At 50.1% G+C, this 26,193-nt stretch carries 25 protein-coding genes; 1 reads left to right on the top strand and 24 read right to left on the bottom strand.

Annotated elements, in window-relative coordinates; genetic code table 11:
- Positions 1-83: 83 nt before the first annotated feature.
- The 19 genes from QZV31_RS03105 to QZV31_RS03015 all read right to left on the bottom strand — a co-directional run bounded on the left by QZV31_RS03105 (position 84) and on the right by QZV31_RS03015 (position 21,423).
- On the bottom strand, positions 84-1,187 hold the full coding sequence (locus QZV31_RS03105; RefSeq protein ID WP_295357973.1) for an ATP-dependent 6-phosphofructokinase: 1,104 nt from the start codon (positions 1,185-1,187) through the stop codon (positions 84-86).
- A 15-nt stretch (positions 1,188-1,202) separates the two neighbouring features.
- A complete protein-coding gene (gene brxF, locus QZV31_RS03100) occupies positions 1,203-1,661 on the bottom strand; it encodes a BREX-3 system P-loop-containing protein BrxF (protein ID WP_093729279.1) in 459 nt (152 codons plus the stop codon).
- 170 nt (positions 1,662-1,831) lie between these two features.
- Positions 1,832-2,560: an RNA polymerase sporulation sigma factor SigH gene (gene sigH / locus QZV31_RS03095; protein ID WP_093729280.1), complete on the bottom strand. Its 729-nt coding sequence runs from the start codon at positions 2,558-2,560 to the stop codon at positions 1,832-1,834.
- 158 nt (positions 2,561-2,718) lie between these two features.
- Positions 2,719-3,231, bottom strand: a complete 513-nt coding sequence (locus tag QZV31_RS03090) for an NYN domain-containing protein (protein ID WP_093729281.1) — start codon at positions 3,229-3,231, stop codon at positions 2,719-2,721.
- Positions 3,228-3,977: a 23S rRNA (guanosine(2251)-2'-O)-methyltransferase RlmB gene (gene rlmB, locus QZV31_RS03085; protein ID WP_295357966.1), complete on the bottom strand. Its 750-nt coding sequence runs from the start codon at positions 3,975-3,977 to the stop codon at positions 3,228-3,230. Before rlmB ends, QZV31_RS03090 begins: the two co-directional genes overlap by 4 nt.
- Positions 3,978-4,040: 63 nt before the next feature.
- On the bottom strand, positions 4,041-4,781 hold the full coding sequence (thyX, locus tag QZV31_RS03080) for an FAD-dependent thymidylate synthase (RefSeq protein ID WP_295357963.1): 741 nt from the start codon (positions 4,779-4,781) through the stop codon (positions 4,041-4,043).
- Between the two features lie 158 nt (positions 4,782-4,939).
- On the bottom strand, positions 4,940-5,407 hold the full coding sequence (locus QZV31_RS03075) for a ribonuclease III domain-containing protein (protein WP_295357960.1): 468 nt from the start codon (positions 5,405-5,407) through the stop codon (positions 4,940-4,942).
- The gene (cysS, locus tag QZV31_RS03070; protein WP_295357958.1) at positions 5,404-6,849 is read right to left on the bottom strand and encodes a cysteine--tRNA ligase; all 1,446 of its coding nucleotides are present in this window, start codon (positions 6,847-6,849) and stop codon (positions 5,404-5,406) included. Before cysS ends, QZV31_RS03075 begins: the two co-directional genes overlap by 4 nt.
- 117 nt (positions 6,850-6,966) lie before the next feature.
- Positions 6,967-8,439 carry a glutamate--tRNA ligase gene (gene gltX, locus QZV31_RS03065; protein ID WP_295357956.1) on the bottom strand — a complete coding sequence of 491 codons (1,473 nt, stop codon included), beginning with the start codon at positions 8,437-8,439 and terminating at the stop codon, positions 6,967-6,969.
- A gap of 129 nt (positions 8,440-8,568) precedes the next feature.
- Positions 8,569-9,063 carry a 2-C-methyl-D-erythritol 2,4-cyclodiphosphate synthase gene (gene ispF / locus QZV31_RS03060; RefSeq protein ID WP_295357954.1) on the bottom strand — a complete coding sequence of 165 codons (495 nt, stop codon included), beginning with the start codon at positions 9,061-9,063 and terminating at the stop codon, positions 8,569-8,571.
- A 78-nt stretch (positions 9,064-9,141) separates the two neighbouring features.
- Positions 9,142-9,855, bottom strand: coding sequence for a 2-C-methyl-D-erythritol 4-phosphate cytidylyltransferase (gene ispD / locus QZV31_RS03055; protein WP_295357952.1), 714 nt, complete (start codon positions 9,853-9,855; stop codon positions 9,142-9,144).
- Positions 9,852-11,054 (bottom strand): PIN domain-containing protein, encoded by a 1,203-nt coding sequence (locus tag QZV31_RS03050; RefSeq protein ID WP_295357950.1) that lies wholly within the window; start codon positions 11,052-11,054, stop codon positions 9,852-9,854. The genes ispD and QZV31_RS03050 overlap by 4 nt, the downstream gene beginning before the upstream one ends.
- 200 nt (positions 11,055-11,254) lie before the next feature.
- Positions 11,255-11,743, bottom strand: coding sequence for a CarD family transcriptional regulator (locus QZV31_RS03045; RefSeq protein ID WP_093729287.1), 489 nt, complete (start codon positions 11,741-11,743; stop codon positions 11,255-11,257).
- Positions 11,744-11,909: 166 nt separating this feature from the next.
- Complete coding sequence (radA, locus tag QZV31_RS03040) at positions 11,910-13,274, bottom strand: DNA repair protein RadA (RefSeq protein ID WP_295357944.1); 1,365 nt, start codon at positions 13,272-13,274, stop codon at positions 11,910-11,912.
- Positions 13,267-15,831: an ATP-dependent Clp protease ATP-binding subunit gene (locus tag QZV31_RS03035; RefSeq protein ID WP_295357942.1), complete on the bottom strand. Its 2,565-nt coding sequence runs from the start codon at positions 15,829-15,831 to the stop codon at positions 13,267-13,269. The genes radA and QZV31_RS03035 overlap by 8 nt, the downstream gene beginning before the upstream one ends.
- A gap of 96 nt (positions 15,832-15,927) precedes the next feature.
- Positions 15,928-16,335 carry a CtsR family transcriptional regulator gene (locus QZV31_RS03030; protein ID WP_093729289.1) on the bottom strand — a complete coding sequence of 136 codons (408 nt, stop codon included), beginning with the start codon at positions 16,333-16,335 and terminating at the stop codon, positions 15,928-15,930.
- A 468-nt stretch (positions 16,336-16,803) separates the two neighbouring features.
- The gene (locus QZV31_RS03025; RefSeq protein ID WP_295357937.1) at positions 16,804-18,246 is read right to left on the bottom strand and encodes a glucose-6-phosphate isomerase; all 1,443 of its coding nucleotides are present in this window, start codon (positions 18,244-18,246) and stop codon (positions 16,804-16,806) included.
- Between the two features lie 128 nt (positions 18,247-18,374).
- Positions 18,375-19,076 (bottom strand): hypothetical protein, encoded by a 702-nt coding sequence (locus QZV31_RS03020; protein ID WP_295357936.1) that lies wholly within the window; start codon positions 19,074-19,076, stop codon positions 18,375-18,377.
- Between the two features lie 196 nt (positions 19,077-19,272).
- Positions 19,273-21,423: an ATP-dependent RecD-like DNA helicase gene (locus tag QZV31_RS03015; RefSeq protein ID WP_295357933.1), complete on the bottom strand. Its 2,151-nt coding sequence runs from the start codon at positions 21,421-21,423 to the stop codon at positions 19,273-19,275.
- 225 nt (positions 21,424-21,648) lie between these two features.
- On the opposite strand from QZV31_RS03015, the gene QZV31_RS03010 reads away from it, so the two are divergent.
- Entirely contained in the window at positions 21,649-22,101 is a 453-nt protein-coding gene (locus QZV31_RS03010; protein WP_295357930.1) for an S-adenosylmethionine decarboxylase, read from the top strand.
- A gap of 89 nt (positions 22,102-22,190) precedes the next feature.
- Here the strand turns inward: QZV31_RS03010 and QZV31_RS03005 are convergent, their stop codons facing one another.
- The 5 genes from QZV31_RS03005 to QZV31_RS02985 all read right to left on the bottom strand — a co-directional run bounded on the left by QZV31_RS03005 (position 22,191) and on the right by QZV31_RS02985 (position 26,173).
- Entirely contained in the window at positions 22,191-22,646 is a 456-nt protein-coding gene (locus QZV31_RS03005) for a hypothetical protein (protein WP_295357927.1), read from the bottom strand.
- A gap of 131 nt (positions 22,647-22,777) precedes the next feature.
- Entirely contained in the window at positions 22,778-23,329 is a 552-nt protein-coding gene (gene pyrR / locus QZV31_RS03000) for a bifunctional pyr operon transcriptional regulator/uracil phosphoribosyltransferase PyrR (protein WP_295357925.1), read from the bottom strand.
- Between the two features lie 138 nt (positions 23,330-23,467).
- Positions 23,468-24,391 (bottom strand): RluA family pseudouridine synthase, encoded by a 924-nt coding sequence (locus QZV31_RS02995; RefSeq protein ID WP_366508680.1) that lies wholly within the window; start codon positions 24,389-24,391, stop codon positions 23,468-23,470.
- Between the two features lie 74 nt (positions 24,392-24,465).
- Positions 24,466-24,909, bottom strand: a complete 444-nt coding sequence (gene lspA / locus QZV31_RS02990; RefSeq protein WP_295357919.1) for a signal peptidase II — start codon at positions 24,907-24,909, stop codon at positions 24,466-24,468.
- A gap of 124 nt (positions 24,910-25,033) precedes the next feature.
- Positions 25,034-26,173, bottom strand: a complete 1,140-nt coding sequence (locus QZV31_RS02985; protein ID WP_093729297.1) for an acyl-CoA dehydrogenase family protein — start codon at positions 26,171-26,173, stop codon at positions 25,034-25,036.
- Positions 26,174-26,193 lie beyond the last annotated feature (20 nt).

The following is a 26,193-nucleotide window of genomic DNA, read 5'->3' as shown; positions in this document are numbered from 1 at the left end:
TTTGTCAACTGTTTTTTATAAGTTTCTTGCAAATTTCTCAAAAACAGGACGCATCCCGTCAAACAGATGCGTCCTGAAGCCATTTAAGCTTCATCGCCAAAGCAAATTCCGATGTCTCTTGCCGCTTTGACAATTTCATTATCCACCGTAACAGACCTGGGTTTTCTTCCGGCATCCTGCAGCGGAACCGTTACAATGGAATCATTATGCAGGGAAACCATAACGTCATAATTTCCTGCAATACATGCCTCAATCGCCGCCACCCCGTACCGGGTACATAACACCCGGTCAAAGGCCGTCGGGGAACCGCCTCTCTGCAGATAGCCCAATACTGTGCAGCGGGCTTCAATTCCGGTCAGCTCCTCCAGCTGCTGTGCCAGCTTATTCCCAACGCCGCCTAACCGGATCGGCTCAAAGCTGTCCTTTACAATGCGGGCCACTGTCATTTCCCCGCCTTCCGGTTTCGCGCCTTCCGCCACAACAACAATGCTGAACATCTTGCCTTCCTGCTGGCGTTTCAGTATCTTCTTGGCAACCGCATCCAGGTGATAGGGGATTTCCGGAATCAAAATAACATCCGCACCGCCCGCCACACCGGAGTGCAGGGCAATCCATCCCGCATACCGGCCCATGACTTCCAAAATCATGATCCGATGATGCGATTCCGCTGTACTGTGCAGCCGGTCAACCGCTTCTGTCGCCACGGCCATAGCCGTATCAAATCCGAAAGTCCGTTCCGTACAGGGCAAATCGTTATCTATCGTTTTGGGCACCCCGATCACCTTGACGCCGCAGTCCCGGGAAAGCTGTGCTCCGATAGCCAGGCTGCCATCCCCGCCGATCACGATCAGGGTTTCTATCCCGCGTTTTGACAGATTTTTTACAATCGTTTCGCTTTCGTCCGTATAAGTAACCGAACCATCCGGTTCCACGTGTGCAAATTTAAACGGATTGTCACGGTTGGTCGTACCCAAAACCGTACCGCCCCGCGGCAAAATACCGGACACATCATCATATGTCAGGAGTTTCATCCGGTTCTTTATCAGGCCGTTAAAACCATTTTCAATACCATAAATCTGATATCCGTGCCCTAACGCAGCCTTGACTACCGCGTTCAGGACCGCATTTAATCCCGGGCAGTCGCCGCCCCCGGTCAGAACGGCTAATGTCCCTTTTACATTTATCATTTGTCCCCTCAAGTCTCAATCAACATTCCAAATCGTAAAACCATCCTGCGGAATCCGGATAGACTCGGTCCCGTCAAATTTATCATAACACAGCATGCCATCTTTCACATATCCGGGCCAGGCCGCAACCAGAACAAATTTCTGTCCCAGCTCTTTAAGCAGCGAAGCCACATCCAAGTTGAATACCGGCACAAACAAAGTCTGTAAACGATCTAATAAGATAACCTCTGAATTATAACTGGCAAGCGCTTCTCCCATCATGGCCGGTGCTTTTTCATTCCGTTCTTCTTTCGGAACAGCCAAAAACTCTTCGCTGATCAGCAAACGACAATCTACATAATCCCATTTCTTGTCTTCGGCCGCTTCGCGTAAAACCTTGCTTTTACCGCTGCCGGGCTTACCAGTTACAAAAATTACTCCCTTGGATTCTTTTGCCGCCTCAACAATCTTTACAAATTCTTCTGTCTGACTCATTTTAATTACCTCCTAAATCTGTTAGCAGATCCTATTTAAAAATGCCGGAACAATTAATTTCTATAACAATATCAATTCGCTGTTTCCGGATAAAATCCTTTAGCGCTACTTATATTTTATACTATTCTTCACTTCAATACAACAGTTTGTTTCACATTTATCAATTTCATTCACTTCTGCGGTTTCTTTTTTCTTTCCCGCTTGCGGGATTCTATCGAAAGGATACAGGAACACACCGTCTGTATTTCCGAATCCCCCATATGGGCCTCTTTATATTTTTCCACCTTCCTTTTAACACGCTGCAGTGCATTGTCGATAGACTTAATATGCCGATGCAGTTCTCTGGCCGTTTCCTGATAGGATTTGCCGTCCAGATAATTCATGAACACTTCCCACTCCAAATCGCTGAGAATCATGTTCATCTTATTCTTAATTTCGATAAACTCTTCCCGCCGGATGATCATCTCTTCCGGATTTACCACTTTTGTCCTGCTGGAGATTACGTCCAGCAGCGTACGATCCGAATCCTGTTCATAAATCGGTTTATTTAAAGAAACATAAGAATTCAACGGAATATGCTTTTGCCGGGTTGCTGTTTTAATAGCCGTAATAATCTGGCGGGTCACACACAATTCCGCAAAAGAACGGAACGAAGTCTGCTTATCCTGTCGAAAGTCACGGATTGCTTTATATAAACCTATCATTCCTTCCTGAATGATATCTTCCCGTTCCGCTCCGATCAGAAAATAGCTTCTTGCCTTTCCACGCACAAAATTACGGTACTTATGCAACAGATATTCCTGCGCCAGCACATTGTTCTCCGTATTGGCCAGCCCAACAATATCTTCATCCGGCATATCAGCAAATCTGGCATAGGGATCGCCGGTTCTGCCGTTCATCTATATTCCACCTTCCAGTAATTTCAATCTGTTTTTCCTCCGGCCGGGCAACCGGTTAAGGATCGGTTAAGGATAATTTATTATACACGACGAGCTGTGATAACGTCAACAGCGCAGGAATACGGATATCTCAGACCCTGAAACAATCTCGCTCCTGCTTATCTCCGCCTCAGTTTCTCCAGGAACAACGCCACCTCGTCATCAATACGTCCGCCCAGCTCCCGCCGGCCTGTACTCCCCGGCAGTTTGTCTATTCTTTCCTCTATTTCTTTTTTGGTCTTATAATATATTTCCCGGAATTCACGGGCCGAAATGCGGTATGCCCCGGAACCGAGCACGCTGTCCTGTTCCGCCTTATCGCTGGTCACGACAAAGACCTTAATCCCCTTTTTGGCAATCTGATAGGTTTCCCGTTCGATCCAGCTGTCGGCGGTTTCCTCTTCAGCGGTATAAACGACCGTGCATCCACGGCTGTGTTCTGTTGCTTCCGGTCCCTTTACATCCATAGCGTCAAACACAACGATCGCTTCATAGCCACGAAAAGCAGAAAACTCCGCCACCTGATCCGTCAGCAGATCACGCGCATGCTCCAGGTCCTTATCCCGTATTCCCGCAAACTCAGGCCAGTTATTGATAACGTTATATCCGTCAACCAGATAATACTCTTTCATGATGTGACCTTTTGCAGTCGCTGCCGTACCACTTCATACAGCAGAATCGCTCCGGCCGCGGAAGCATTCAGGGAGTTAACGCCTCCCTGCATAGGGATCCGGACAAGCATATCACAGTTTTCCTTTACCAGACGCCCCAGGCCTTTTCCTTCCGCCCCGATTACCAGAACCACAGGACGGTCCAGGTCCGCGTCAAAATACAGGCTTTCGCCATCCATGTCTGCACCCACAGCCCAAAAGCCCTGCTCTTGTAAACTGTGAAGCGTCTGAATAATGTTCCCGATCTGAACCACAGGCACATAGTTCACAGCTCCGGCCGATACCTTGGCTACCACCATATTCAAAGGACAGCTTCGCCGCCTGGGCAATAAAACGCCATGCACCCCCGCAGCATCCGCGCTGCGTATCAGCGCTCCCACATTCTGCGGGTCCTGCAGTTCGTCCAATAAAAGCAAAAACGGTGTTTCGTTTCGTGACGCAGCCCGTTGTAAGACATCCTCCAGAGTACTGAACGCAATCGGAGAGGCCAGCGCCACAATTCCCTGATGCCGCATGCCCGGCGCCAGCCTGTCGAGCTTTTCGGCCTGCACATATTCTACCGGAACCGCAGCTTCCTGTGCCGCTGCCACTATCTTCCCCAGGCTCCCACCTTGCAGTCCTGCTTTAATAAAAATCTTATTGATCGGACGTTTGCTTGTCAACGCCTCAAAAACCGCATTGCGCCCGGCAATAATTTCTTCTGTCATAGATGCTCCTTACGTACGCCGGCAACTGAAATGCCGCCGGATAAAAAGACGAGGCCCGATACTCTATTTAATAATTGCAGGTTCCTCCGGCAAAAACAATTCCGCTACTTCTTTGCCTTCAGCCTGATACTGTTTCACCTTTGGCAAAATACCGCAGCTCATCTTTCCTTCTTTACAGGTTCCCTTGGCCACACAGTCCGGGCCCGCTTTTTCGAACAGAACCGGAGCCACTTTCCGGCATTCCATCAGCATCTTCCAGGCCAGTTCGCGGATTTCCCACTGCGCGCGGTTGCAGCAGCGCAAATTGAAGAAATTATAGAGCGAACGGGCATTAAAGGTGCAGACGATTTTCGTTTCCGCCGCATTAGGCAGTACATAGCGCGCATCTTCGTTAGCAATCCCGTAATGATCCGCCAGATCATTATACAGATCCTGCAGATTCTGCATGCATGCCTCAAATTTAGCTTTTGCTTCCGGAATTGCCGCAATAGCCGGAGGCATGATCGATTCAAAATTATGTTCTTTCACATACCGCTGGGACTGCTGCGAATACGAAGCGATCCTGTGACGGACAAGCTGATGTGTCAGAACACGGGAAACACCCTCGATGGCAAAGGTAAAGGTTACATGTTCAATCGGTGAAAAATGACCCATACGGACTAACATACGAACCAGCCGCGCAGCCTCTTCATCGCTCATCTTTTCCTGTAACTCGGTTACCCCCACGGGAGAATAACACAACCTTGCGCTCAAGGCAACCGATTTATCCGGATCCGGAGTATGTCTCAGCAAAACAACTTTCATTACAATTCCTCCCTCTTTCAAACCCTTTTTGTCTTTTCATCATATTATATTCGACATATTGGCAAAATGATTTGACAAATCCGTATCACAAAAAGCCGGTTTAAAAACATCCGCTTATTCTAAAAGCCTGCCGGCCTTTTGTATTCATTTCCTGAAACTTATCTGTCAGACGGTTCCTGCATTTCCCGGGAAATGACCTGAAAAGCCTGTTCCATAAATTCTTCCAGGCGTTTTTCCTGATCTGTCAGAAGCAGCCAGCCGCATAGCGTTTCAAATGCTGTTGCCGCACGATATTCGCTGACGCTGGCGCTTTTGGGTACCATGGACTTGGCATTGCGTCCCCGATGCACGATCGCCGCCTCTTGTTCAGACAGTCCGGTTTCCAAAACGTGCATAGCTTTAGCCTGCATCACAGCAGATACCATTTTGGCAGCAATCGTGTGGATCACCTGCACATGACTGGACACCGGCAGCAGGCGCATGCGGACATAAAACGTAAACACACTGTCTCCGATCAGCGCCAACACGATTGGATTCATCTGACCTGGGTCAGGCAGCGGTCTTCCTTCTTCCTGACAAACTGCCAATGCCTGCTGTTTTAATTGTTGAAAGCGGATAAATTTCACTGCTTTTTCCACCGTGCGCCCTGGGGCGTATCTTCAATCACGATGCCCATCTCGCCCAATTTATTGCGGATGGCATCCGCCTGTGCGTAGTTTTTAGCCTTACGGGCATCCTGGCGCAATTCCAGCAGCAGCTGCATCAGCTGTTCCGTCAGTCCGCCATCACCATCGTTCCCTGCAGCTTCCGCTTCGCCTTCCAACACGCCGATAATGGAGCAGAATTCCGCAAACACTTTGGTCATCATGTCCACTAATTTTCCGTCCGGGGCAACATCGCCGGAATCAGTCTGCGCTTTATACACATTGATTTCTTTTGCCAGCGCGAACATATGGCTGATGGCCAGAGCTGTATTGAAATCATCACGCATGGCTTCCATGAAATCATTACGCAGCTGTTCAACCTTGCCGCGTAACGCCAGACTCTCTTCCGTCGGTCCGCCGCTGATGACTTTGCGCAAGGCAGCCAGGTTTTCTTTTGCGGTACGCAGGCGCTGCAGGCTCGCTTCCGCTTCTTTCAGACGGGCATCGCTGAAGTCCAGCGGGCTGCGGTAATGGGTAGAAACAATAAAGAAGCGTAACGTTTCCGGAGCAAAATGTTCCAGAATATCTTTTACCGTAAAGAAATTGCCAAGGGATTTTGACATTTTTTCTTCATTAACAGTGATAAACCCGTTATGGAGCCAGTAACGCACAAAGGGATGAACACCGGTGGCCCCTTCCGACTGGGCGATCTCATTTTCATGGTGCGGGAAGATCAGATCGCTGCCGCCGCCATGGAAATCAAAGGAAGAACCCAGATATTTCATGCTCATGGTAGAGCATTCAATATGCCAGCCGGGCCGCCCTTTGCCCCAGGGAGAATCCCAGGCCGGTTCGCCGGGTTTGGCCGCTTTCCACAGAGCAAAGTCCATGGGATTCTGTTTCCGGTCGTCCACATCCACCCGGGCCCCTGCCAGCATATCGTTCAGGTCCCGGCCGGAAAGGCAGCCGTAACGCGGGAATTTTTCCACGCTGTAATATACATCGCCGTCCACCACATAGGCGAATCCGTTGTCAATCAGTGCCTGGACCGTATTAATAATGTCCGGAATATGGCGGGATACCCGGGGATAAATCTGTACTCGACGGACATTCAGCTTATCCATCACTTCAAAATACGATTCGATGTAACGGCCGCAGATATCACTCCACTGTACACCCTCTGCATTCGCCGTGTTGATAATCTTATCATCCACGTCAGTAAAATTCTGTACATGCAGCACATCGTACCCTTCGTGTTCCAGGAACCGGTGGATCACATCCCAGGTCACAAAGGGGCGGGCGTTGCCGATATGCGGATGGTTATACGGGGTTACGCCGCAGACATAAATGCTCGCCTTCCCCGGATTCATGGGAACAAATTCTTCTTTTTTGCGTGTCATCGTATTGTAAACTTTAATTGCCATTCTGTGTTACTCCTTTTGCCTGCCATACCCTGCGGCACAGCCTGCAGATTTCTTTTACCATAGCCGACTGAAGTATTTCTTTAATGTCTCATCAGTAATTCATTGCTGAAAATACGGTTATAAAGAAACTCCCGCTTTTTCCAGGCTCTTTAAAATTCTCTTTTCCGTACGCTCCAGACCGAACAGCGGAATCATTTCCGCCAGTTCCGGACCGTGCTGATTCCCTGTCAGTGTTACACGGATCGGCATATACACCTGCTGTCCTTTCAGCTTGTTTGCTTTCTGGACTTTCTTGAAGGCAGCTTTGACCGTGTCACGGTTCAGTTCCGGCAATGATTTCAATTCTTCCAGCAGGGCCTTCATAACCATGGGCGCCGTTTCTTCCTTCAGCACCGCAGCGGCTTCTTCGTTTTCAAAATCAAAGTCATCACTGAAATACATGGAAACCTTTTCCGGTATCTGCGCGCCGTAATCAATCTGGGTCTGGGCGGTAGCTACCACCTTTTTCAGCCATTCCAGCTTTTCGCCTTCTTCATCGCCGGTCATATAGCCGGCCTCTTTCATAAACGGCACAGCCAGTTCCCAGAACGCTTCGGCAGACATTTTGCGGATATGCTGCCCGTTAATCCAGTCCAGTTTTTTGAAATCAAATACGGCCGGATTTTTAGCCACATGATCCAGGGAAAATTCCTGAATCGCTTCTTCCATGGTAAAGATTTCCTTCTCCCCGGAAGGAGCCCACCCCAGCAGCGCAAGGAAATTGTTCAGGCCGGCCGGAATATATCCCTTCTGACGGTACGCATCCAGGGACGTGGCGCCATGCCGTTTGCTCATCTTCGTATGGTCTGTTCCCAAAATCAGGGAAACATGACCGAATACCGGTTTTTCAAAGCCTAACGCATCATAGACCAGCAGCTGCCTGGGCGTATTGGATAAATGTTCCTCCGCACGGATAACATGCGTCACATGCATGAGGCTGTCGTCAATGACCACCGCATAATTATAGGTAGGAATTCCGTCAGATTTGACAATGACAAAATCCCCGATCCCATTGGAATCAAATTCCACGTCGCCCCGGATCAGGTCGTGGACAACGATCTTTTCATTGGGCGGCACACGCAGACGGACCGAAGGCTTGCGGCCTTCCGCTTCATATTTTGCAATCTGTTCCGGCGTCAGTTCCCTGCATTTTCCCATATAGCGGGGCATTTTTCCTTCTTTCAGAAGACCCTGCCGTTCTTCCTCCAGCTCTTCCGGCGTACAGTAGCAGTAATACGCTTTTCCCTCTGCCAGCAGCTGGTCTGTATATTTCTTATAGATGTCCAGCCGCTCCATCTGACGGTACGGACCGTACGGGCCTCCTACATCAACGCCTTCGTCCCAGTCCATGCCCAGCCATCGTAACGAATTTTTTATATTTTCTTCCGATTCCGGCGTAGAACGTTTCCGATCCGTATCTTCAATACGGAGCACCATCTTACCGCCCAGTTTTCTGGCCAGCAGCCAGTTAAACAAAGCACTCCGGGCTCCTCCGATATGAAACGGCCCTGTAGGGCTTGGTGCAAAGCGTACACGAATTTCCTGTGACATTGAAAATCCCTCCAAAAATGATATTCAAACTCTTACTCTATAATAATTAATTATAAACCTTATATTGCCGCCCGCAGCCAAAGCATCCTGTCGGCCGGCATACCACACACTCTTACAGTCACGCAAGCCTCAGGCTTTTATAATACTGGCCACTGCTTCCGCGGCGATGCCTTCGCCCCTTCCGGTAAAGCCAAGTTTTTCCGTGGTCGTCGCTTTAATATTGACCGCATCTTCTCCGATGCACAAATCGCCGGCGACCCGTTCCCGCATGGTTGCAATAAACGGCGCCAATTTGGGCCGCTGCGCAATTATGGTCACGTCCACATTATTAACCTGCCAGCCCTCTTTCTGCAACATTTCCACAACAAAACGCAGAAGACGGCGGCTGTCGGCGCCTTCAAATCTGGCATCGGTATCAGGGAAATGCTTCCCGATGTCGCCCATGCCGGCAGCTCCCAGCAATGCATCCATCAAAGCATGCAGCGCCACATCCGCATCGCTGTGCCCCAGCAGCCCTTTTTCGTAAGGTATCTGCACACCTGCCAGAATCAAAGACCGGTTTTCTACAAGGGCATGTACATCAAAACCGGTTCCTACCCTGAACTGCATAATCGAACACTCCATTCCGCCATCGTCCGACGGCAAAAACAGTGATGAAACAATCAGAACATCAATATCTTACACAACAACAGACACCGAATATTATCCGGAAATGCCTCTCTTTTCCAATAATTTTTCAGCCAACAGGATATCTTCCGGCGTCGTTACCTTAATATTTTCATAAGAACCTTCCGCCACAGCCACCGGATGCCCCGATGCCTCCACCAGAGAAGCATCATCTGTTACCGCAAACGGATGCTCTTTTAAATACTCATATCCTTTGCGCAACACATGAATCTCAAAAATCTGCGGCGTCTGCACAGCGCATAAAGTGGACCTGTCCGGTGTGGATACAACAAAGCCGTGGGTATCCACAATTTTCACGGTATCTTTCAAAGGAACTGCCGCAATGGCAGCGCCACATTCCTTTGCTTTTGCAAACGTGCGGGAGAAAACATCCGTGCCCGCAAAAGGCCGGGCTCCGTCATGCACTGCCACATAACCGCTTTCATCGGTTATCAGCGCCAGACCATTGGCGACAGAATCCTGCCGTTCTTTTCCTCCTGCCGTTACCTGCCAGTCTATACCGGGAAAACAGCGGGGCTGATATTCCTGCAGCATCTTTTCTGTTTCCGCTATCTCCCAGTTCCTCACAACCACAATAATACGTCGCACCATCCGGGTCTCTGCCAGCATTTTAAGGCATAAAACCAGCAACGGCATTCCGCCAACGGTAACAAACGCCTTATTTTTACCAAGTCCCATGCGTCTGCCTGCACCGGCTGCCGGAACGATTACGGTCAGCAACTCTTTCATTTTCCCTCCGCCCCGGCTAACATATCACGGACATCATGGTTTTTGGGAACTTTGGCAAATATCATACGGCCGGCTGATGTCTGCAGCACAGAAGTAACCGCGATACGAATCTTGTTGCCGATATATTTGCGTCCGCCCTCTACAACAATCATCGTGCCGTCCTGCAGATACGCAATAGCCTGTCCGCTTTCCTTGCCTTCCCGAAGCAGATACGCCGTCATTTCTTCCCCGGGAATCACTACCGGTTTCACTGCATTGGCCAGATCGTTAATATTTAACACCCGGATTCCCTGAATGGATACCACCTTATTCAGATTAAAATCATTGGTAACGATGATAGAATTTGTATCCTTCGCAAGGGCGACCAGTTTGCTGTCCACATCCTGGATCATATCGTGTTCCGGATCCTGCACGATGACAACATGATGGAACATTTCCTGCAGTTCATGAATAAAATCCAATCCCCTGCGGCCTTTAGCCCGTTTCAGATTATCCGAAGAATCGGAAAGGCGCTGCAACTCATCCAGCACAAAATGGGGAATCACAAGATTTCCTTCCAAAAAACCGGTTTTCAGGATATCTGCAATGCGCCCGTCTATGATCACACTGGTATCAAGGAGCTTATTGAATGCCGCCAGTTCCGCCGGCATGGAAGCCGCGTCAACCACAACTTCTTCCTGCGGATCCTGCGCCATATCGTCCGGCTTGGCAGGCGATAACTCCCCCGGCGGCCGGGAACGGTAAAACAGCCCCAGAATATCTTTGCTTTTGTGGGATGCGACCTTGGCGCCCGTTAAAGCCAGAACGATACTTAAAATGATCGGAATATAAGAACCGACGATTGGCAGACGGGAAAACGGTGCTCCGATCAGGTTGGCCAAAATCAGGCCCACCAGTACGCCAATCAGCGAAACAATAATATCGGCAGAAGGCGCTTTTGCCAGAACGGAAGCAACCAGTTCCGAATATTTAAGCAGAAATTTAATCAGAAAGGGCGTAATGACCCAGCCTACCCAGCTGAAAAACAGTACGCTTACGATGGCAAACAGCCAGTGGATGTAAGAATAGCCCAGCAGACCTTTGGAATGAATGTTATAGCCGAGAAAATATGAAATTTGAGGAAGCAGCTGTTCCATCAGTATAAGTCCGGTTACAGTTAAAACAACGGCTATCGCTGCAGTGAGTATTCTTCGTAACATGGATTTCCTCCTTTCTTCAAGATTCATAAGCAATTAAAAGATAACACTTATCCATCATACTTATTTTTATATTTTACTACAGATTTAGATTTTATAACAGTGTCAAAAGATGTTTTTCGCAAAAAAAATAAATGCCAGAACATAAATTCTGGCACTGCCTTCCACCAACCATGCAACATTTCCATCTTAATGAAAATCAGTCAGGCTATGTTTAACGAATTATCAATCCACTTTTCAGCCGATTCAATACTGCTGTTTTTTACAATCATAATTTCACTGGCAAGGATCTGTCTCGCGTTTCCCAACAGCCGCCGTTCCCCCGTGGAAAGACGTTTCTGCTTATCCTGCCTGGCCAGAATACTGATCACTTCCGCCAGGTCCAGGACATCTCCGCTTTTCATTTTATCAATATAAATGGTAAAGCGGCGGTTCCAGGTAATACTTTTCAGATTGTTGACCACTTCTGTCGCCAGCACCTTTTTGATTTCTTTCATCTTTTTTTGAGGAATAATCGGACGTAACCCAACCTTTTCCAGATTGCATACCGGAATACGCACTTTCATATTGCCTAAAAACATGGAAAGAACTACATATTGAGTTAGCTGTTCATCGTACACCCGCTCTTCAATGGCTTCTATCTGCCCTGCGCCATGCATCGGATATACTACCTTGTCACCAACTGCGAACATTGGCAACCTCCACACAGAACACCGGAAAATGCTATAAATACTTTACTATAGCAAAGCATATTGAATACATGTATATTATAGCATGATTTTTTACAGCCGTCAAAGTTTTTTATTATACAACAGTGTATGTATGCTGTCAACTATATTTTCTCTGATCGACTAAAAATTATCCAAATACTGCATGGATCGCCTCTTCCACCGTTTTTACCCTGATAACCTTTCCTTTAAAATCTTCCGGCAGACGCAGTTTGGCATCAGGCACTACAAACCGTTCAAAGCCCAGCTTGCCTGCATCCATGATACGGCGTTCCATGGCCGGTACGCGCCGCACTTCACCCGTAAGGCCCACTTCTCCGAAAATCATGGTTCCGGCAACAACCGCGCGGTTCCGGTAACTGGAAAACAGCGCCATCAGTACAGGCAGATCGGCAGCCGGTTCATTGACCCTGATACCGCCTACCACATTGACATAGGCGTCATAGGTTCCAAAATCAAGGCCCATTCTCCGTTCCAATACGGCAATCAGCATGTTGACCCGGTTATAGTCAAATCCCACGGCCGTCCTGCGGGGCATACCGTACGGAGTGCGGGCAGCCAATGCCTGGAATTCTACCATGACAGGACGGTTTCCTTCCAGACAGCCTCCAATCACTGCGCCGGACACCTCCTGTTCCCTCGATTCCAGAAACAACCCTGCCGGATTGGGAACTTCTGTCAGGCCTCCCTGCTCCATGGAAAAAATGCCACACTCTTCCGTGGAACCAAACCGGTTTTTCAGTGCGCGCAGCACACGGTACGCATAACTGCGGTCGCCTTCAAACTGCAGAACAACATCCACCATATGTTCCAACAAACGGGGACCGGCTATATTTCCGTCTTTTGTCATGTGCCCGATGATCAGCACCGACGTTCCGGAAGTTTTGGCATATTTCAGCAGCCGGGCCGTACACTCACGGACCTGCCCCACGCTGCCGGCCGCCGTTTCCAGATCGCCGGTATACATCGTCTGAATGGAATCGATCACAAGCAGACCCGGCTTTTCATGCTCAGCCTGCAACAGGATATTACCGATTTCCGACGCGGTCATGATCAGCAGTGAATCCGTGCAGGTTCCCAGGCGGTTGGCCCGCATGGCGGTCTGTTCTTCCGATTCTTCTCCCGATACATATAAAACTTTTATCTGCTTCTGACTGAAACGCATCGCCGCATCCAAAAGAATCGTTGATTTCCCGATTCCCGGATCTCCGCTCAGCAAAATCAGACTGCCGGGAACAATTCCCCCGCCCAGCACCCTGTCAAATTCATGGATCCCGGTTTCCATACGGCGCACCGGTTTTGCCGCCACACTGCTAACCGTTTTGGGTTTGCTGCTTTCATTAAAATGGACATACCCCTGTTCTTTCACCTTGGTTTCAAACTGTTCGGCGAAAGAATTCCAGGTTCCGCATTCCGGGCATTTTCCCAGCCAGGAAGCTGTCACATAACCGCAATTCTGGCAGACATAGCTTACTTTCGCTTTTGCTTTAGCCATAATTCTGCTCCTCTTGCACCGGTACCATGTTTTCCGTATCGGCCTCCTTCAGACGGGAAAAACTGAAATCTCCGCTCAATACGTCGATCAGAATATGATCCCCGGCGGAAAAGGTCCCTTCCAGGTACAGGTCTGCCAGCTTATCCTCAATTTCCTTTTGCAAAGCGCGCCGCAACGGACGGGCCCCATACCGGACGTCCATTCCCGTCTTCAGCAGTTTATCTCTGGCAGCCGCCGTCATGCGCAGGCTCATGCCAGTATCCTGCAGCCGCTTCTGCAATTCCTCCAGCATTTTATCCACGATCTGCGCCAGCTCTTTTTTACCCAGCGGATCAAATACTATAATCTCATCCAGCCGGTTCAAGAATTCCGGACGGAAAATATCTTTGATCCCCTGCAGAATATTCTGTTTCTGGTTTGCCACAGCGGTATCTGCATCCGCCGCAAAGCCAAGACTCCGCCGGTCGCTCATCATTTCGGCGCAGGCATTGCTGGTCATCAGAATGACACAGTTCCGGAAATCCACCGTCACGCCCTGCCCGTCAGTCAGCCGTCCGTCTTCCATGATCTGCAGCAGCAGGTTGAAAATATCAGGATGGGCTTTTTCAATTTCATCCAGCAGAATAATCGAATAGGGACGCCGTTTCACTGCGGAAGTCAGGCGGCCGCCTTCCTCGTACCCCACATAACCGGGAGGCGCGCCAATCAGACGGGAGGCCGTATGCTTTTCCATATATTCGCTCATATCAAAGCGCAGCAAAGCCCTCTCGTCCCCGAACAGATTTTCTGCCAGCGCTTTGGCCAGTTCGGTTTTGCCCACACCGGTAGGTCCCAGGAACAGGAAAGAGCCCACCGGCCTGCGGGGGTCTTTCAGTCCGGCCCGGGCACGCCGTACCGCCTGGGCCACACCCTTTACCGCCGCATTCTGCCCCACGATACGTTCGTGCAGAGCATTCTCCAGCTGCAGCAGACTGCTGGATTCCGCTGCATTCAGCCGGGTCAGCGGAATGTTGGTCCACTGGGAAATAATATGGCGAACCGTGTCTGCATCTACTACCGGATCCCCCATCTGTCCGGAGTAATCCTTGCTGCTGTGCAGCCTGACAGAAGCGCAGGCTTCGTCCAGGATATCAATCGCCTTATCCGGCAGGTTCCGGTCCGTAAGATAACGGTCCGATAACTTGACCGCCGCTTCCAGCGCTTCTTCCGTTACCTGTACATGATGGTACCTTTCATAACGTCCGCTCAGGCGCTTCAAAATTTTCAGGGCCGCCTCTGTATCCGGCGCATCCACACGGACCGGCTGGAACCGCCGCTCCAGCGCCGCATCTTTTTCCACGCTTTTACGGTAATCTTCCAGCGTGGTGGCTCCGATTACGTGAAGTTCCCCCCTGGCCAGCGCCGGTTTGATAATATTTGCGATATTCATGGTGCCGTCGCCGCCGTTCATCAGCATCTGCAGCTCATCCATAAACAGAATGATTCTGGGGCAATGCTTGACAGCTTCAATAATATTCCGCAGGCGTTCTTCCAGTTCGCCCCGATACTTGGCCCCTGCAACTACATAACCTAATTCCAAAGAAAAAATAATCTTGTCTGACAGAAACTCAGGGACTTCCCGGTTCGCGATCCGCTGAGCCAGTCCCTCTGCAATGGCGGTTTTTCCCACACCGGACTCACCGATCAGGACCGGATTGTTCTTCGTACGCCGACAAAGGATCCGCATCACATGTTCCAATTCCTTTTCCCGGCCCAGCATCGGGTCCAGTTTATCCTGGGCAGCCAGTTCATTCAGATTCCGCCCAAATCCGTTCAGCAGTTTCAGAGCTTTCTGCAGCTCCGCTTCCGCTTTTTCTTTTTTGGCCTGGGATTTAAATTTATTTTTTTCCGGCAGGGCATGCGTCTGGATAAATTCTTCGTGCATCATGACCTGCACCCGGTTCATATCAATCGTAAAACGCGCCAGGACCCGGGAAGCGACACAGCCTTCTTCTGCCAGCAGCCCCAGCAGGATATGCCCGGAACTGATCAGGTAGAGGCCGTCCGCATCCGAAAAGGATTTCGCATACTGCAGGGCCGCAGCCGCTTCTTTAGTATAGGAAGCCGGGTTAGCGCCTTCCACGGTTTTTCCCATCCAGGTTTCCAGTTCCCCTAACAGGGTATATTTATCCACGCCGCACCGCAGCAGCAGATGTGCTGCCTGGCTCTCCGGTTCCTGCAGCATCGCCCACAAAATATGTTCTGTACCAATTTCTTCCTGCTGGCGCTGGACAGCTGTCCGGCGCGCGCCAACCAAAATCTTTTCTGCCAGATCTGTATAAAAATGATCCTTCTGGTTCTGTTCTGCATAGTAATTCTTTTCCGCCAGCCTGCGCAGCGGTTTGAAAAACTCTTCTAATATATTACGGGCATTTTCCCCTTTTTGCCCGGCCATCACGCCTTCCGCCGCGAACTCTTTGGCGCAGGACTCGCAAAGCCATTTGCTGACCCGGGTATCGTTGATAACACAAACCACATTTACTGTGGCTTCCCGTTTGCCGCAACGTTCACATAACATTGTATCCTCCCTGCCGGAAATTACCTGTTGCCGGCCCAAAACTCCATGTTCTTTCTTTAAGGAAACACTGATTACTTCGTCTCCTTTATAGTTCAATCAGCTGGCGTCTACCATGCGTTGTACTGCCTGACGGAGAACCTGGCGTTTTTCCCTTTCCGGGATATCCATGATGCCCATCAGGTAATGCAGCAGTTCAAACTCCCTGTCGGTCAGCATGCGGTTTTCGTGCCAGTAATGCAGGATTTCATCCACAGTCGGTTCTTCCTGCTGTTCTTCCACAGGCAATATCCTGACGATACGGATAAATCCTCCGCTTCCCCGCCGGGACTCTACCAGATACCCCTTTTCCGGTGTAAAGCGGGTGCTCAATACATAACTGATCTGGGACGGCGCACAGGATAACCGGTCCGCCAGTTCGTTGCGCTGCACCAGTACCGTATTCTTGCTCGCCGCCAGTAACTGTCCTACAATAAAGCTTTCTATTGCGTCTGCCATGTTTTTCATAATTCTACCTGCTTTCTGTTCTTACTGTCTGTTTTCATTCTGGCACAGGAATCAAAAAAGATATCTTTTCCATCCAAATATTAAAATATTATTGCCAAATTGACCGTAGCGTGTTATATGGTTATTATATTTGACTTTTTGACTTTACGCAAGAGCCAGTAATATAATTTCACAAACTCTTCCTAAAACTATATTAAATGTTACAGAAATAGCAAATATAAAAGCAGCAGCGGGGAAGAACTTCGCAAAACATCGGGAGCGTTTGCGTAATTTCATGAGACGAAATGAGCCGGCCGTGGCGAGACTGTCTGAGGGGCGAAGCCACGAGTTTCGAAGCCACAGGCGAATAAGTCCATGAAATAGCAAACGGGCACGGTTTTGCAAAGTCTTTCCCGCTGCTAATTTTTAATTTATTACTTCAACTTATTTTTTCAATAAAGCTTGTGCATTAAGTTCTTTCTCTTTATTTTACGCTTTTGCCAGTTCCGCTTTCATAATGCGCTTATAGGCTTCCACGCCGGGCTGGTCATAGGCGTCCACATCTGCCAGTTCCCCTTCGTACGCAATGCTGTACATCAGGAACATCAGCAACTGTCCGACGTAACGCGGCGCCAGTTCCGGCAGAATATACCGGGCGTTCAGCCTGCCGTCTTCCGTCAGAGCCGTTTCATTGGCTTTCAGGGCGGCCTGCAGCAGTACATTCATTTCCTTGCCTGCGTATAAAGCAAAGGCCTTTTCTTTTGGGAACGGATTATTTACCACAATCGTTTCCGCCGGTTTGGCCACTTCCAGGAACTGGATCACCTTATTGCGTTTTCCGTCCTGATGCTGCTGGGTCATGGAATGCATATCGGTGGTGCCGACGGCTACCACGGGTGTCCTGCCATAGAAAGCGGTTTTGCCGTTCCGGTCCAGGCGTTTGCCCAGCGATTCTGCCAGCAGCTGCACATACCATGCGCCCAGGCATTGCAGGGTATCGCCGTAGCCCATCAGCACTTCAATATCCGCTCCCAGTTTTTCTGCTGCCAGATATTTCAGGGACGCATTCAGCAAGGCAGGATTATCCGTACCTTCGGTGGCAAGACAAAGCTCGGACATTTCCCGGGCGCCATCCAGTAAAGCACGGATATCATAGCCCAGTGCGGCGCACATTAAGAGGCCCGGATTGCTTAAGATACAGAACCGCCCGCCGATTCCCTCCGGAATACTGTAAGCCGGCCAGTTATTTTCCTGTGCCAGCCGGTACAGCAGGGACTCTTTCGCGTCCAGACCGGTAACAGCCGTCACATCAACGGTAAACCATTCCGGACGCGCTTTCATATAGTTCAGCAACGCAGCGAAACTGGTCAGCGGTTCCATGGTGGTACCCGATTTGGAAATCGGCACCAGCTGGATATGAAGCGGATGCTTTACATGCTGCGCCTGCAGGGTCAGCTGGCGCATCAGGCCCTGCAGGGCCACGCCGTCCACATTATTGCCTGCAAAATAAATCTGCGGATATCCGTTGCGTTCTTTTTTCGGCAGCTGGTTCCAATAGGGTTTGGCCGCCAGATCAAAAATCACCTTGTCCCCTAAATACGACCCGCCGATGCCGATAAACACCGCCGCATCTACGGTATCTTTCCAGGCAGCGCCCAATGCCTCCAGACGCTTTACCGAAACTTCGTCATTCGGGTTCCCTTCTGCAAGATAAGCCTGACGGGGAAAATAAACATGTTCCGGCGTCCCGTCCTTGGACAGATGCGCTTTGGAAAAACCTTCGCTGCGAATGGCCCGCACCGCTTTTACAGCCTGCTCCATGGCAGGCTGCAGAGCCTGCAGCGCCTCTTCCGTAACCCGGCCCTCTCCGACCAGGTTCTGATACTGAAACTGGAATCCTTCCCTGATTCCGATACAGCCAGTCAACTTCATCCTCTCTCCCTCCAATACGTTTTAAATATTTAATTTAGTAGTTTGTAACATCTAAATCTTAATTCTTCGGTGCTTCCATTCTATGCCGTACAAACACAATTTATACAAGTTTTAGATGTAATAAAATATTAACGTAGATTTTCAATCGAACCACAAAACGCAAGGCCGGCCACCGTCACCGCGCCTGCTTCTTTCAATACAGCTGCCGCCGCGGAAAACGTGGCGCCCGTCGTAAAGATGTCATCCACCAGCATGACAGATTTACCACGGACATTCCCTGTCACCGCAAAACAATCCTGCAGGTTCCGTCTCCGTTCTTCCGGAGACAGGCCGAACATCGGCAACGTTTTCCGGGTACGGCATAAAAGCGGCGCCCATCTTCCTCCAAATTCCTTTGCTCTTTGGGAAAACAGCACCGACGGGATATCAAAACCCCGCTGCCGCAACCGGCCAGGGTCTGTCGGTATCCCGCTCCACAACCATATATCCTTTTGGGCAACGCGGACAGCATTCCGGTCAACTGTCCGCCATGATGTTTTATCTTTACTGTTATTTTCTGCACAAGTGCGAAACATTCCTGCATTGGCAAAAAATTTTGTAATCGCAGCATGTATCTCAGGTTCCGCCAGTAAAATTTCCGTTTCTTCCGATAACAAAACCGTTACATCTTTTTCCCTGCCAAATTTAATTCTGTGAATCGCTTCCTTTATCCGGTTCTCATATGCAAAAAAGAATAGTCCGCCGTCCAACGCGTCTATGGTTGGAAACGCTTTCATCTGCAACAGTCCCTGCCTGCAGTCACGGCACAGGAAGCCCGCTTCGATTTCCACTCCGCAGCCTGCACAGCAGCGCGGAAACACTAATTCTTTCAGTAACTGTAAAAACAGTCTGCTCTCCCTCCTTCCGGCAAACGCACACTTCGGTCGTCAGCCTCACATCAAACACACTCCAGCCGTCAGCCTCACACCACACGGATACCGCCGGCCGGGCTTCGTCTGTCTCTTCACTTAAAACGGAAATGGAATTCTACAAATCGCCGTTCTCCTGCAGCCGTTCCTTTAACAAGGAATACCGGCGGCGGGTACGGTCGTTGGCAACCGCCGTCTGCAACGCTGCTTTCGTCCCTACCAGCTCCACTTTTTCCCTGGCCCGCGTCACGGCCGTATACAGCAGGTTCCGCTGCAGCATGATATAATGCCCCGGCACCAGGGCCAGCACAACGCGGGAGTATTCGCTTCCCTGGGATTTATGCACGCTCATGGCATACGCCAGCTGCAGTTCATCCGTTTCGCCTTCCTCATAGGTCACACATTCGCCGTCCGCCCGGTCCGGATAGCAGACTCTCACCATTTTCCCCGCAATCGTTACAATCTGGCCGATATCCCCGTTATACACGTCCTTTTCATAATTATTACGGATCTGCATCACCTTATCTCCCAGACGGAGAACCGTACCGCCGGGCTGCTGTATTTCCTCTTTTGCGGGAGATGGGGGATTGACACGGGCCTGAAGCAGCCGGTTCAGATTCTGCACGCCGCAGGGGCCTTTATGCATGGGAGACAAAATCTGTAAAGACTGCCACCCTTCGGCTTCCGCCGCATTGGCATACAGATTTGTTATATAATCCGCAGCCAGTTCCTCATCCGCAAACTCTGTCATGGAAAAATCGCTTTCCGGCACACACTCCGGCAGCATACCGCGGTTGATGCGGTGCGCGTTCCGCACAATCGGACTGATTTCCGCCTGCCGGAACACCTCATGCAGACGGACCACCGGCATCTTACCGCATTGGATGATATCCTTCAGCACGGATCCGGGCCCCACGGACGGCAGCTGATCCACGTCGCCCACCAGGATCAGGCGGCAGCCCAGAGGCAGTGCTTCCAGCAAATGATAAAACAGCGTAATATCCAGCATGGAGGCCTCATCCACAATCACAGCCTGGGCTTCCAGCAGTTCATCCGCGTTCTTACCAAACTCTCCCGTCACTGTATATTCCAGCAGACGATGCACGGTCTGTGCTTTGTCCCCCGCAGCCATTTCCAGGCGCCGGGCAGCCCTTCCGGTGGGTGCTGCCAGCAAAACCGTACAGCCTGCCCGCTTCAATACAGAAAGAATGCCTTTGATAATCGTGGTCTTGCCTGTGCCGGGGCCTCCGGTCAGGGCAAAGACGCCGTACTTTAAGGAGGAACGGATTGCCTCCTTCTGGGCATCCGCCAGTTCAATCCCGGCCTCCGCTTCCCATTCCGCGATTACCCGTTCCACGTTTACTCTCCCCAGGCTGTCCGGATAATCGCGCAAAGCCCGAAGCATACGGGCGGTACCGGTTTCTGCCCGGTACAGGTATTCCGGATAGATGAAACGATGCCCGCCCCAATCTTCCGTCCGAAGGAGATCATTGGCAATCATGGTTTGAAAAACCGTTTCCACATCCACATACTCAACCTGCAAAATCTGCCCTGTATACCGCAGCAGTTCCTCTTCCGGCACGCAGGTATGCCCGCCGGATGCCGCCTGCGTCAGCGCATAGCCGATGCCTGCACGGACCCGTTCTTGCGAGGAGGGTTCAAACCCCAGCGACAGACCGATCCGGTCCGCTGTTTTAAACCCGATTCCATCAATGTCCATGATCAGGCGATACGGGTCCGCTTTGATCCGGGTGATCGCCGTGTCACCATAGGCCAGCTGCAGCTTAGCGGCATAATGGCCGCTTACCCCGTTTTCTTCCAGAAAAAGCATAAGCTCCCGTAAATCAGAAATGGCATGATAGGCCTCTCCGATGCTTTTTGCTTTTTTGGTTCCGATGCCGGAAACCTCCGCCAGACGTTCCGGCGACTTTCCCAATATTTCCAGCGTATCCCTGCCAAAATGTTCCACGATACGGGACGCCATCGCTTTGCCTATCCCCTTGACGGCTCCGCTGGCCAAAAAACGTTCCACGCCCTCCGCCGAACCCGGCTTAACCGACCGGTAACCGGCCAGCGTAAACTGGCGGCCGAAACGCGCGTGTTGTGTCCAGCTGCCGGAAGCCTGCACCGTTTCCCCCATAAAAGGGGCCGGTCCCCTGTAGACTGCCGTTACCATACCCAGGGCAGCGCTCCGGATCCGAAAGACACAAAATTGTTTATTCTCACTTTGGAATACGATTGATTCCACAGTTCCTTCAATTATATCCATGCAATACCTCTGCATTAAGGAGACGCTGATAAAATGAGTTTCCTTAATTCTTGTTTTGTTCTATTATAACACAATCTCTGCTCTCCGGCTTTACCTGTAGTCCTGCTTTTGACAACTGTGCCGGCCTCTGTTATAATGAATGCACACGTAAAAAATATTCAATAGTTGTAAAACACAGAACGGGCAGGCGTATCCTGCCGACAGTTTTAAAAAGGAGATCATATTTTGAAAACAGGATTATTAGTTGCCGCAGACCTCTACGGCTGCGCGGAAGACTCACTGACTCAGGAAGCGTTAACACACGTTCTGGAAGAACGTGCAAAAGAAAATAATATGCAGGTGCAGAGCATACGCACAGAACAGGAAAACGAGACTGAGTACGGCATTTACAGTATTTGCAAAGCCGGTCATATTATCTTACATGTTAATTACGAAAAAGGGTTTGTGGCCATCGACGGTTTTTCCTGCAATGAAGAGGCCGATCCGGAAAAGATGGTTCGGGAGCTTTGCAGTTTCCTTGCACCCGATAAAATGAAACTGACCTATGTAGACCGGGGAGACTTCGGCAAAAAAGCCGATATGAAACCGCGGCACCGGAACAAATCCCGCAAAATCACCCAGATGCGCAATATGACCAAACGGTTCGGCAAATTGCTGATGAAACCGAAATCACTGTAATTTTATTTTTTACATTCCCGCATATAAGACAACAGAGCCGGGCAGCCATGCCCGGCTCTTATTATTTCTATCCTCGTCCGATTCGTATATCAGTTTCCACGGTAACTCATAAAAGCCTGTTCACCGTATTTTACAATTACGTTCCACAAAACGGTGCCCTTGCGGATATCCAGCTTGTCAATATTGTTGACCATGGCGCCGCCCTGGATCGGTAATATATTTCTGTTATAAATTACGTGATGGACATAATACAGTTCGGAAGTTTTCACATCAAACTGGATCATGCCTTTTTCATCGGCAACCGCTTCCTGGCCTTTTTCTTTTGTGGTATTATACAGCATGATGACGCCCGGCATGGGCACATTGTCCCGTGTCATAAACTGAAAAACAATTTTGGCCGTACCCTGCTTGCGAATCGCCTGGGCCTCTTTCGTATAATGGTTTTTATACGGATTTTCATCACTGGGCGCAGCGTATGCCACCATAGTCAGCGAAGTTACAAAGACAGTCAATAAACTAACCAGCAGCAGAGAAACTTTTTTCATGAGAAAACCTCCCAAATCATTAAACTTGTTAAAACTTTGTTGATAAAAGTTGCTTACTTCCTATTATCTTTAACATACATTATAACACAAACGCGGCTTCTTTTTACATCATAAACGGAAGATACACGGATTTATTCCGCAATTTCTCCCAAAATCACTTCATCCTCTTTTCCTTCTTCCTGCAGCGCCACTTCAATGGTCTCACGACGGGAAGTCGGAACATTTTTTCCTGCATAATCAGCGCGGATCGGCAGTTCCCGGTGTCCGCGGTCAATGAGGACAGCCAGCTGGATCGAATTCGGTCTTCCCATGTCAATAATGGCATCCAGCGCGGCACGGATCGTGCGTCCAGTATACAGCACGTCATCCACCAGGACAATATGTTTCCCGGTAACATCAAAATCGATTTCCGTTCCGTGGATCACCGGGTTATACCCCATGGTGGTCAGGTCATCCCGATACAGCGTAATATCGAGGGAACCTACCGGAACCTCTACGTTTTCAATTTTCTGAATCTCCTCGGCAATCCTTGCAGCCAGCGGAACGCCCCGGGTACGGATGCCCACCAGGGCCACATTCTCCACACCCCGGTTTTTTTCCGTAATTTCATGGGCGATGCGGATCAGCGCGCGACGGATACCGTCTGCATCCATAATCGAAGTTTTTTTAATAATATTCTTCATCGTTTCCACCTCGTATTTATATTAAACTAAATTTTTGTCTTTTCATAGTCATTTTCTGCAAAATTGCTGTAAATTTTTTTAAAGAGACGCTGATTCAATGAGTTTGTGCGATGACCAATGGCCATACGCACCTGCCGGTCAAAACTGCCCGTTATGCAGACGGGTCATGATTTTCTGCATATCTTCCGGTAAAGGCGCTTCAAAATGCATCGGTTTCCCGGTCCGCGGATGAATAAAATCCAGTGTCTGGGAATGCAGGGCCTGCCCCTTTATGGAAAACGGCGTTTTCATGGGAGAATATTTGGGATCCCCTACCAGCGGATAGCCCAGGTATTCCATGTGCAGGCGGATCTGATGGGTCCGTCCGGTCTTTAAACTGCAACGGACCACCGTAAAACGGCCAAATCGCTCCAACACTTCATATCCTGTAATTGCCTCACGACCGCCTTCCGTCACTACAGCCATCCGTTTCCGGTCATTTCTATCCCTGTCCATCCGGGTTTCAATCAGTCCGTTGTCCGCTTTCACATTGCCACGGACGATGCACAGATAGGTCCGCCTTGCCGTTTTATCCTGAATCTGTTTGGAAAGAGAAACATGGGCTTCGTCATTTTTGGCAACGATCATGATGCCGCTGGTATCCTTATCCAGCCGGTGCACGATGCCGGGGCGGATCACCCCGTTAATGCCCGACAGGTTCTTACAGTGAAACAGCAGCGCATTGACCAGCGTGCCCGTATTATGCCCCGGCGCCGGATGCACCACCATGCCCCGGGGTTTATTGAGCACGATCACATCTTCATCTTCATAGATGATATTCAGCGGAATGTTTTCCGGCTCCGCCTCCAGCGGAACCGGCCTGGGCAATACGACCTGAAATACATCTCCCGCTTTAACTTTATAATTCGGCTTGATCAGCTTGCTTCCTTTACAGACGCGCCCTTCGTTCAATAAAATCTGGACATGGGAACGGGTACTCTCCAGCATATCCGCAAAAAAAACGTCAGCCCGTTTCCCGGAATCGGCGGTATCCGCCGTCACCGTACGTATATCTTCTTCCATGTCCTGCGCTGCAAGGTCCGGTTCCTCTCCGGTATCATTCCAGACAATGGCAGCAGCCGGAGCCTCTGTTTCATTTAATTTTCCAGAAATCCGTTCTGTAGCATGCCCCATAAAATCAGTCCTACCCCTACGCATATGGCGATATCCGCAACATTAAACACCGGCCAGATACGAAAATCAAAAAAGTCGATGACCAGTCCGGTCTGAACCCTGTCCCACAGATTTCCCAGGGTACCTCCCAGAAACAGCGCCGTCCCAATCCGTGTCCGCCAGCCTTCCGCCAGAATATCCTTCCGCATCCACCAGATTGCGATTACAGCTGCCACACCGATTGCCAGGAAAAACATCCTGTTATGCGGCAGCATGCCAAACGCTGCCCCCGGATTCAAAACATACGTTATATGAAAAATATTTTCAAAAACCGGAATGCTGTCCCCTTCCGTCATTTTTGAAACCACCGCCATCTTGGTGATCCGGTCCAGAAACACCACCAACAGCGATACCCATAATAAAATCATAACCGCTCCCAGGAAGTCTGTTCAGAAATTACTGCCAACATTTTTCTGCAGCAAACCCATATACAGTACTATTATAACAAAAACCCCGCTGCCTGTCAGCAGGCAACGGGGCAGCAGCACATCATTAATACATAACCTTATTGGCAATAACCAAACGCTGGATCTGGTTGGTGCCTTCATAAATCTGCATGATCTTGGCGTCACGCATACGTTTTTCAGCAGGATTTTCTTTGGAATAGCCATAACCGCCCATAATCTGCACCGCGTTGGTCGTAACTTCCATGGCAGTATCCGCTGCAAAGCACTTCGCCATGGCAGCTTCTTTGGTAAACACAACGCCTTCGTCCCGCATCGCGCAGGCACGGTACACCAGCAGGCGGGCCGCGTCAACTTTCATGGCCATGTCCGCCACCATTTCCTGCACCATTTCAAAGGAAGCGATGGGCTGACCGAACTGTTTCCGTTCTTTCGCATACGCAACCGCCACATCCAGGGCAGCCTGAGCCAGACCTACGGAAACCGCGCCCACAAACGGACGGGCGGAATCCAGTGTCTGCATGGCGATGCGGAAGCCCTGGCCTTCACGGCCCACACGGTTGCTTTCCGGAATCACCACATTATCCAGAATCAGTTCACAGGTATTGGAAGGACGGATGCCCATCTTATCTTCTTTACGGCCAACCTTGAAGCCGGGAGTTCCCTTCGGAACGATAAACGCGGTCAGGCCGCGGATGCCGCCATCCTTACGGGTATTGGCAAAAATCAGGTAAATGTCCGCAATACCGCCGTTGGTGATAAAGGCTTTCGTCCCGTTCAGCGTGTAGGTTTTCTTTTCCTTATCATGGACAGCGCGGGTAGAAACACCGCCGGCATCCGAACCGGCGCCGGGTTCCGTCAGCGCAAAGGCAGCCAGGCCGCCTTCGTTCAGGATATCGCACCACATACGTTTCTGTTCGTCCGTACCGGCAATCAGAACCGGAGCCGTAGCCAGGGCGTTAGCAGCCATGGAAGTGGCCACGCCGGCACAGCCCTTGCCCAGTTCTTCATACATCATGGCAACCGTTACACTGTCCAGGCCCAATCCACCGTATTCTTCAGGAACAATTACATTCAGCAGTCCCATATCAGCAGCCATTTTAAACAGTTCCGGACGGGTTGCATTTTCCGCGTCCATCTCACCTGCGATAGGGGTAATTTCCTTTTCAACAAACTCGCGCACCATTTCCTGCAATTCGAGCTGTTCTTCCGTAAATCCAAAATTCATTGCGATCCTCCTAAATACGG

Origin of the sequence: uncultured Succiniclasticum sp. (assembly GCF_902793885.1) — a bacterium.
In the GTDB taxonomy this organism is placed as follows: Bacteria; Bacillota; Negativicutes; order Acidaminococcales; family Acidaminococcaceae; genus Succiniclasticum.
Note: the sequence above shows the minus strand (reverse complement) of the source record. Positions and strands in the feature narration are given on the sequence as shown.

Excerpts from the sequence above, each read along its gene's own strand:
- QZV31_RS02995 (WP_366508680.1), bottom strand. The coding sequence starts at position 24,391 with ATGGAAGAAGATATACGTACGGTGACGGCGGATACCGCCGATTCCGGG.
- thyX (WP_295357963.1), bottom strand. The coding sequence starts at position 4,781 with ATGAAAGTTGTTTTGCTGAGACATACTCCGGATCCGGATAAATCGGTT.
- radA (WP_295357944.1), bottom strand. The coding sequence starts at position 13,274 with ATGGCTAAAGCAAAAGCGAAAGTAAGCTATGTCTGCCAGAATTGCGGT.
- QZV31_RS03090 (WP_093729281.1), bottom strand. The coding sequence starts at position 3,231 with ATGAAAGAGTATTATCTGGTTGACGGATATAACGTTATCAATAACTGG.
- QZV31_RS03005 (WP_295357927.1), bottom strand. The coding sequence starts at position 22,646 with ATGAAAAAAGTTTCTCTGCTGCTGGTTAGTTTATTGACTGTCTTTGTA.
- QZV31_RS03035 (WP_295357942.1), bottom strand. The coding sequence starts at position 15,831 with ATGTTATGTGAACGTTGCGGCAAACGGGAAGCCACAGTAAATGTGGTT.
- QZV31_RS03025 (WP_295357937.1), bottom strand. The coding sequence starts at position 18,246 with ATGAAGTTGACTGGCTGTATCGGAATCAGGGAAGGATTCCAGTTTCAG.
- pyrR (WP_295357925.1), bottom strand. The coding sequence starts at position 23,329 with ATGAAGAATATTATTAAAAAAACTTCGATTATGGATGCAGACGGTATC.
- ispD (WP_295357952.1), bottom strand. The coding sequence starts at position 9,855 with ATGAAAGAGTTGCTGACCGTAATCGTTCCGGCAGCCGGTGCAGGCAGA.
- QZV31_RS03105 (WP_295357973.1), bottom strand. The coding sequence starts at position 1,187 with ATGATAAATGTAAAAGGGACATTAGCCGTTCTGACCGGGGGCGGCGAC.
- sigH (WP_093729280.1), bottom strand. The coding sequence starts at position 2,560 with ATGAACGGCAGAACCGGCGATCCCTATGCCAGATTTGCTGATATGCCG.
- rlmB (WP_295357966.1), bottom strand. The coding sequence starts at position 3,977 with ATGACAGAAGAAATTATTGCCGGGCGCAATGCGGTTTTTGAGGCGTTG.
- ispF (WP_295357954.1), bottom strand. The coding sequence starts at position 9,063 with ATGGAGTGTTCGATTATGCAGTTCAGGGTAGGAACCGGTTTTGATGTA.
- lspA (WP_295357919.1), bottom strand. The coding sequence starts at position 24,909 with ATGATTTTATTATGGGTATCGCTGTTGGTGGTGTTTCTGGACCGGATC.
- QZV31_RS03050 (WP_295357950.1), bottom strand. The coding sequence starts at position 11,054 with ATGTTACGAAGAATACTCACTGCAGCGATAGCCGTTGTTTTAACTGTA.
- QZV31_RS02985 (WP_093729297.1), bottom strand. The coding sequence starts at position 26,173 with ATGAATTTTGGATTTACGGAAGAACAGCTCGAATTGCAGGAAATGGTG.
- gltX (WP_295357956.1), bottom strand. The coding sequence starts at position 8,439 with ATGTCACAGGAAATTCGTGTACGCTTTGCACCAAGCCCTACAGGGCCG.
- QZV31_RS03015 (WP_295357933.1), bottom strand. The coding sequence starts at position 21,423 with ATGGATATAATTGAAGGAACTGTGGAATCAATCGTATTCCAAAGTGAG.
- cysS (WP_295357958.1), bottom strand. The coding sequence starts at position 6,849 with ATGGCAATTAAAGTTTACAATACGATGACACGCAAAAAAGAAGAATTT.
- QZV31_RS03030 (WP_093729289.1), bottom strand. The coding sequence starts at position 16,335 with ATGAAAAACATGGCAGACGCAATAGAAAGCTTTATTGTAGGACAGTTA.
- QZV31_RS03045 (WP_093729287.1), bottom strand. The coding sequence starts at position 11,743 with ATGTTCGCAGTTGGTGACAAGGTAGTATATCCGATGCATGGCGCAGGG.
- brxF (WP_093729279.1), bottom strand. The coding sequence starts at position 1,661 with ATGAGTCAGACAGAAGAATTTGTAAAGATTGTTGAGGCGGCAAAAGAA.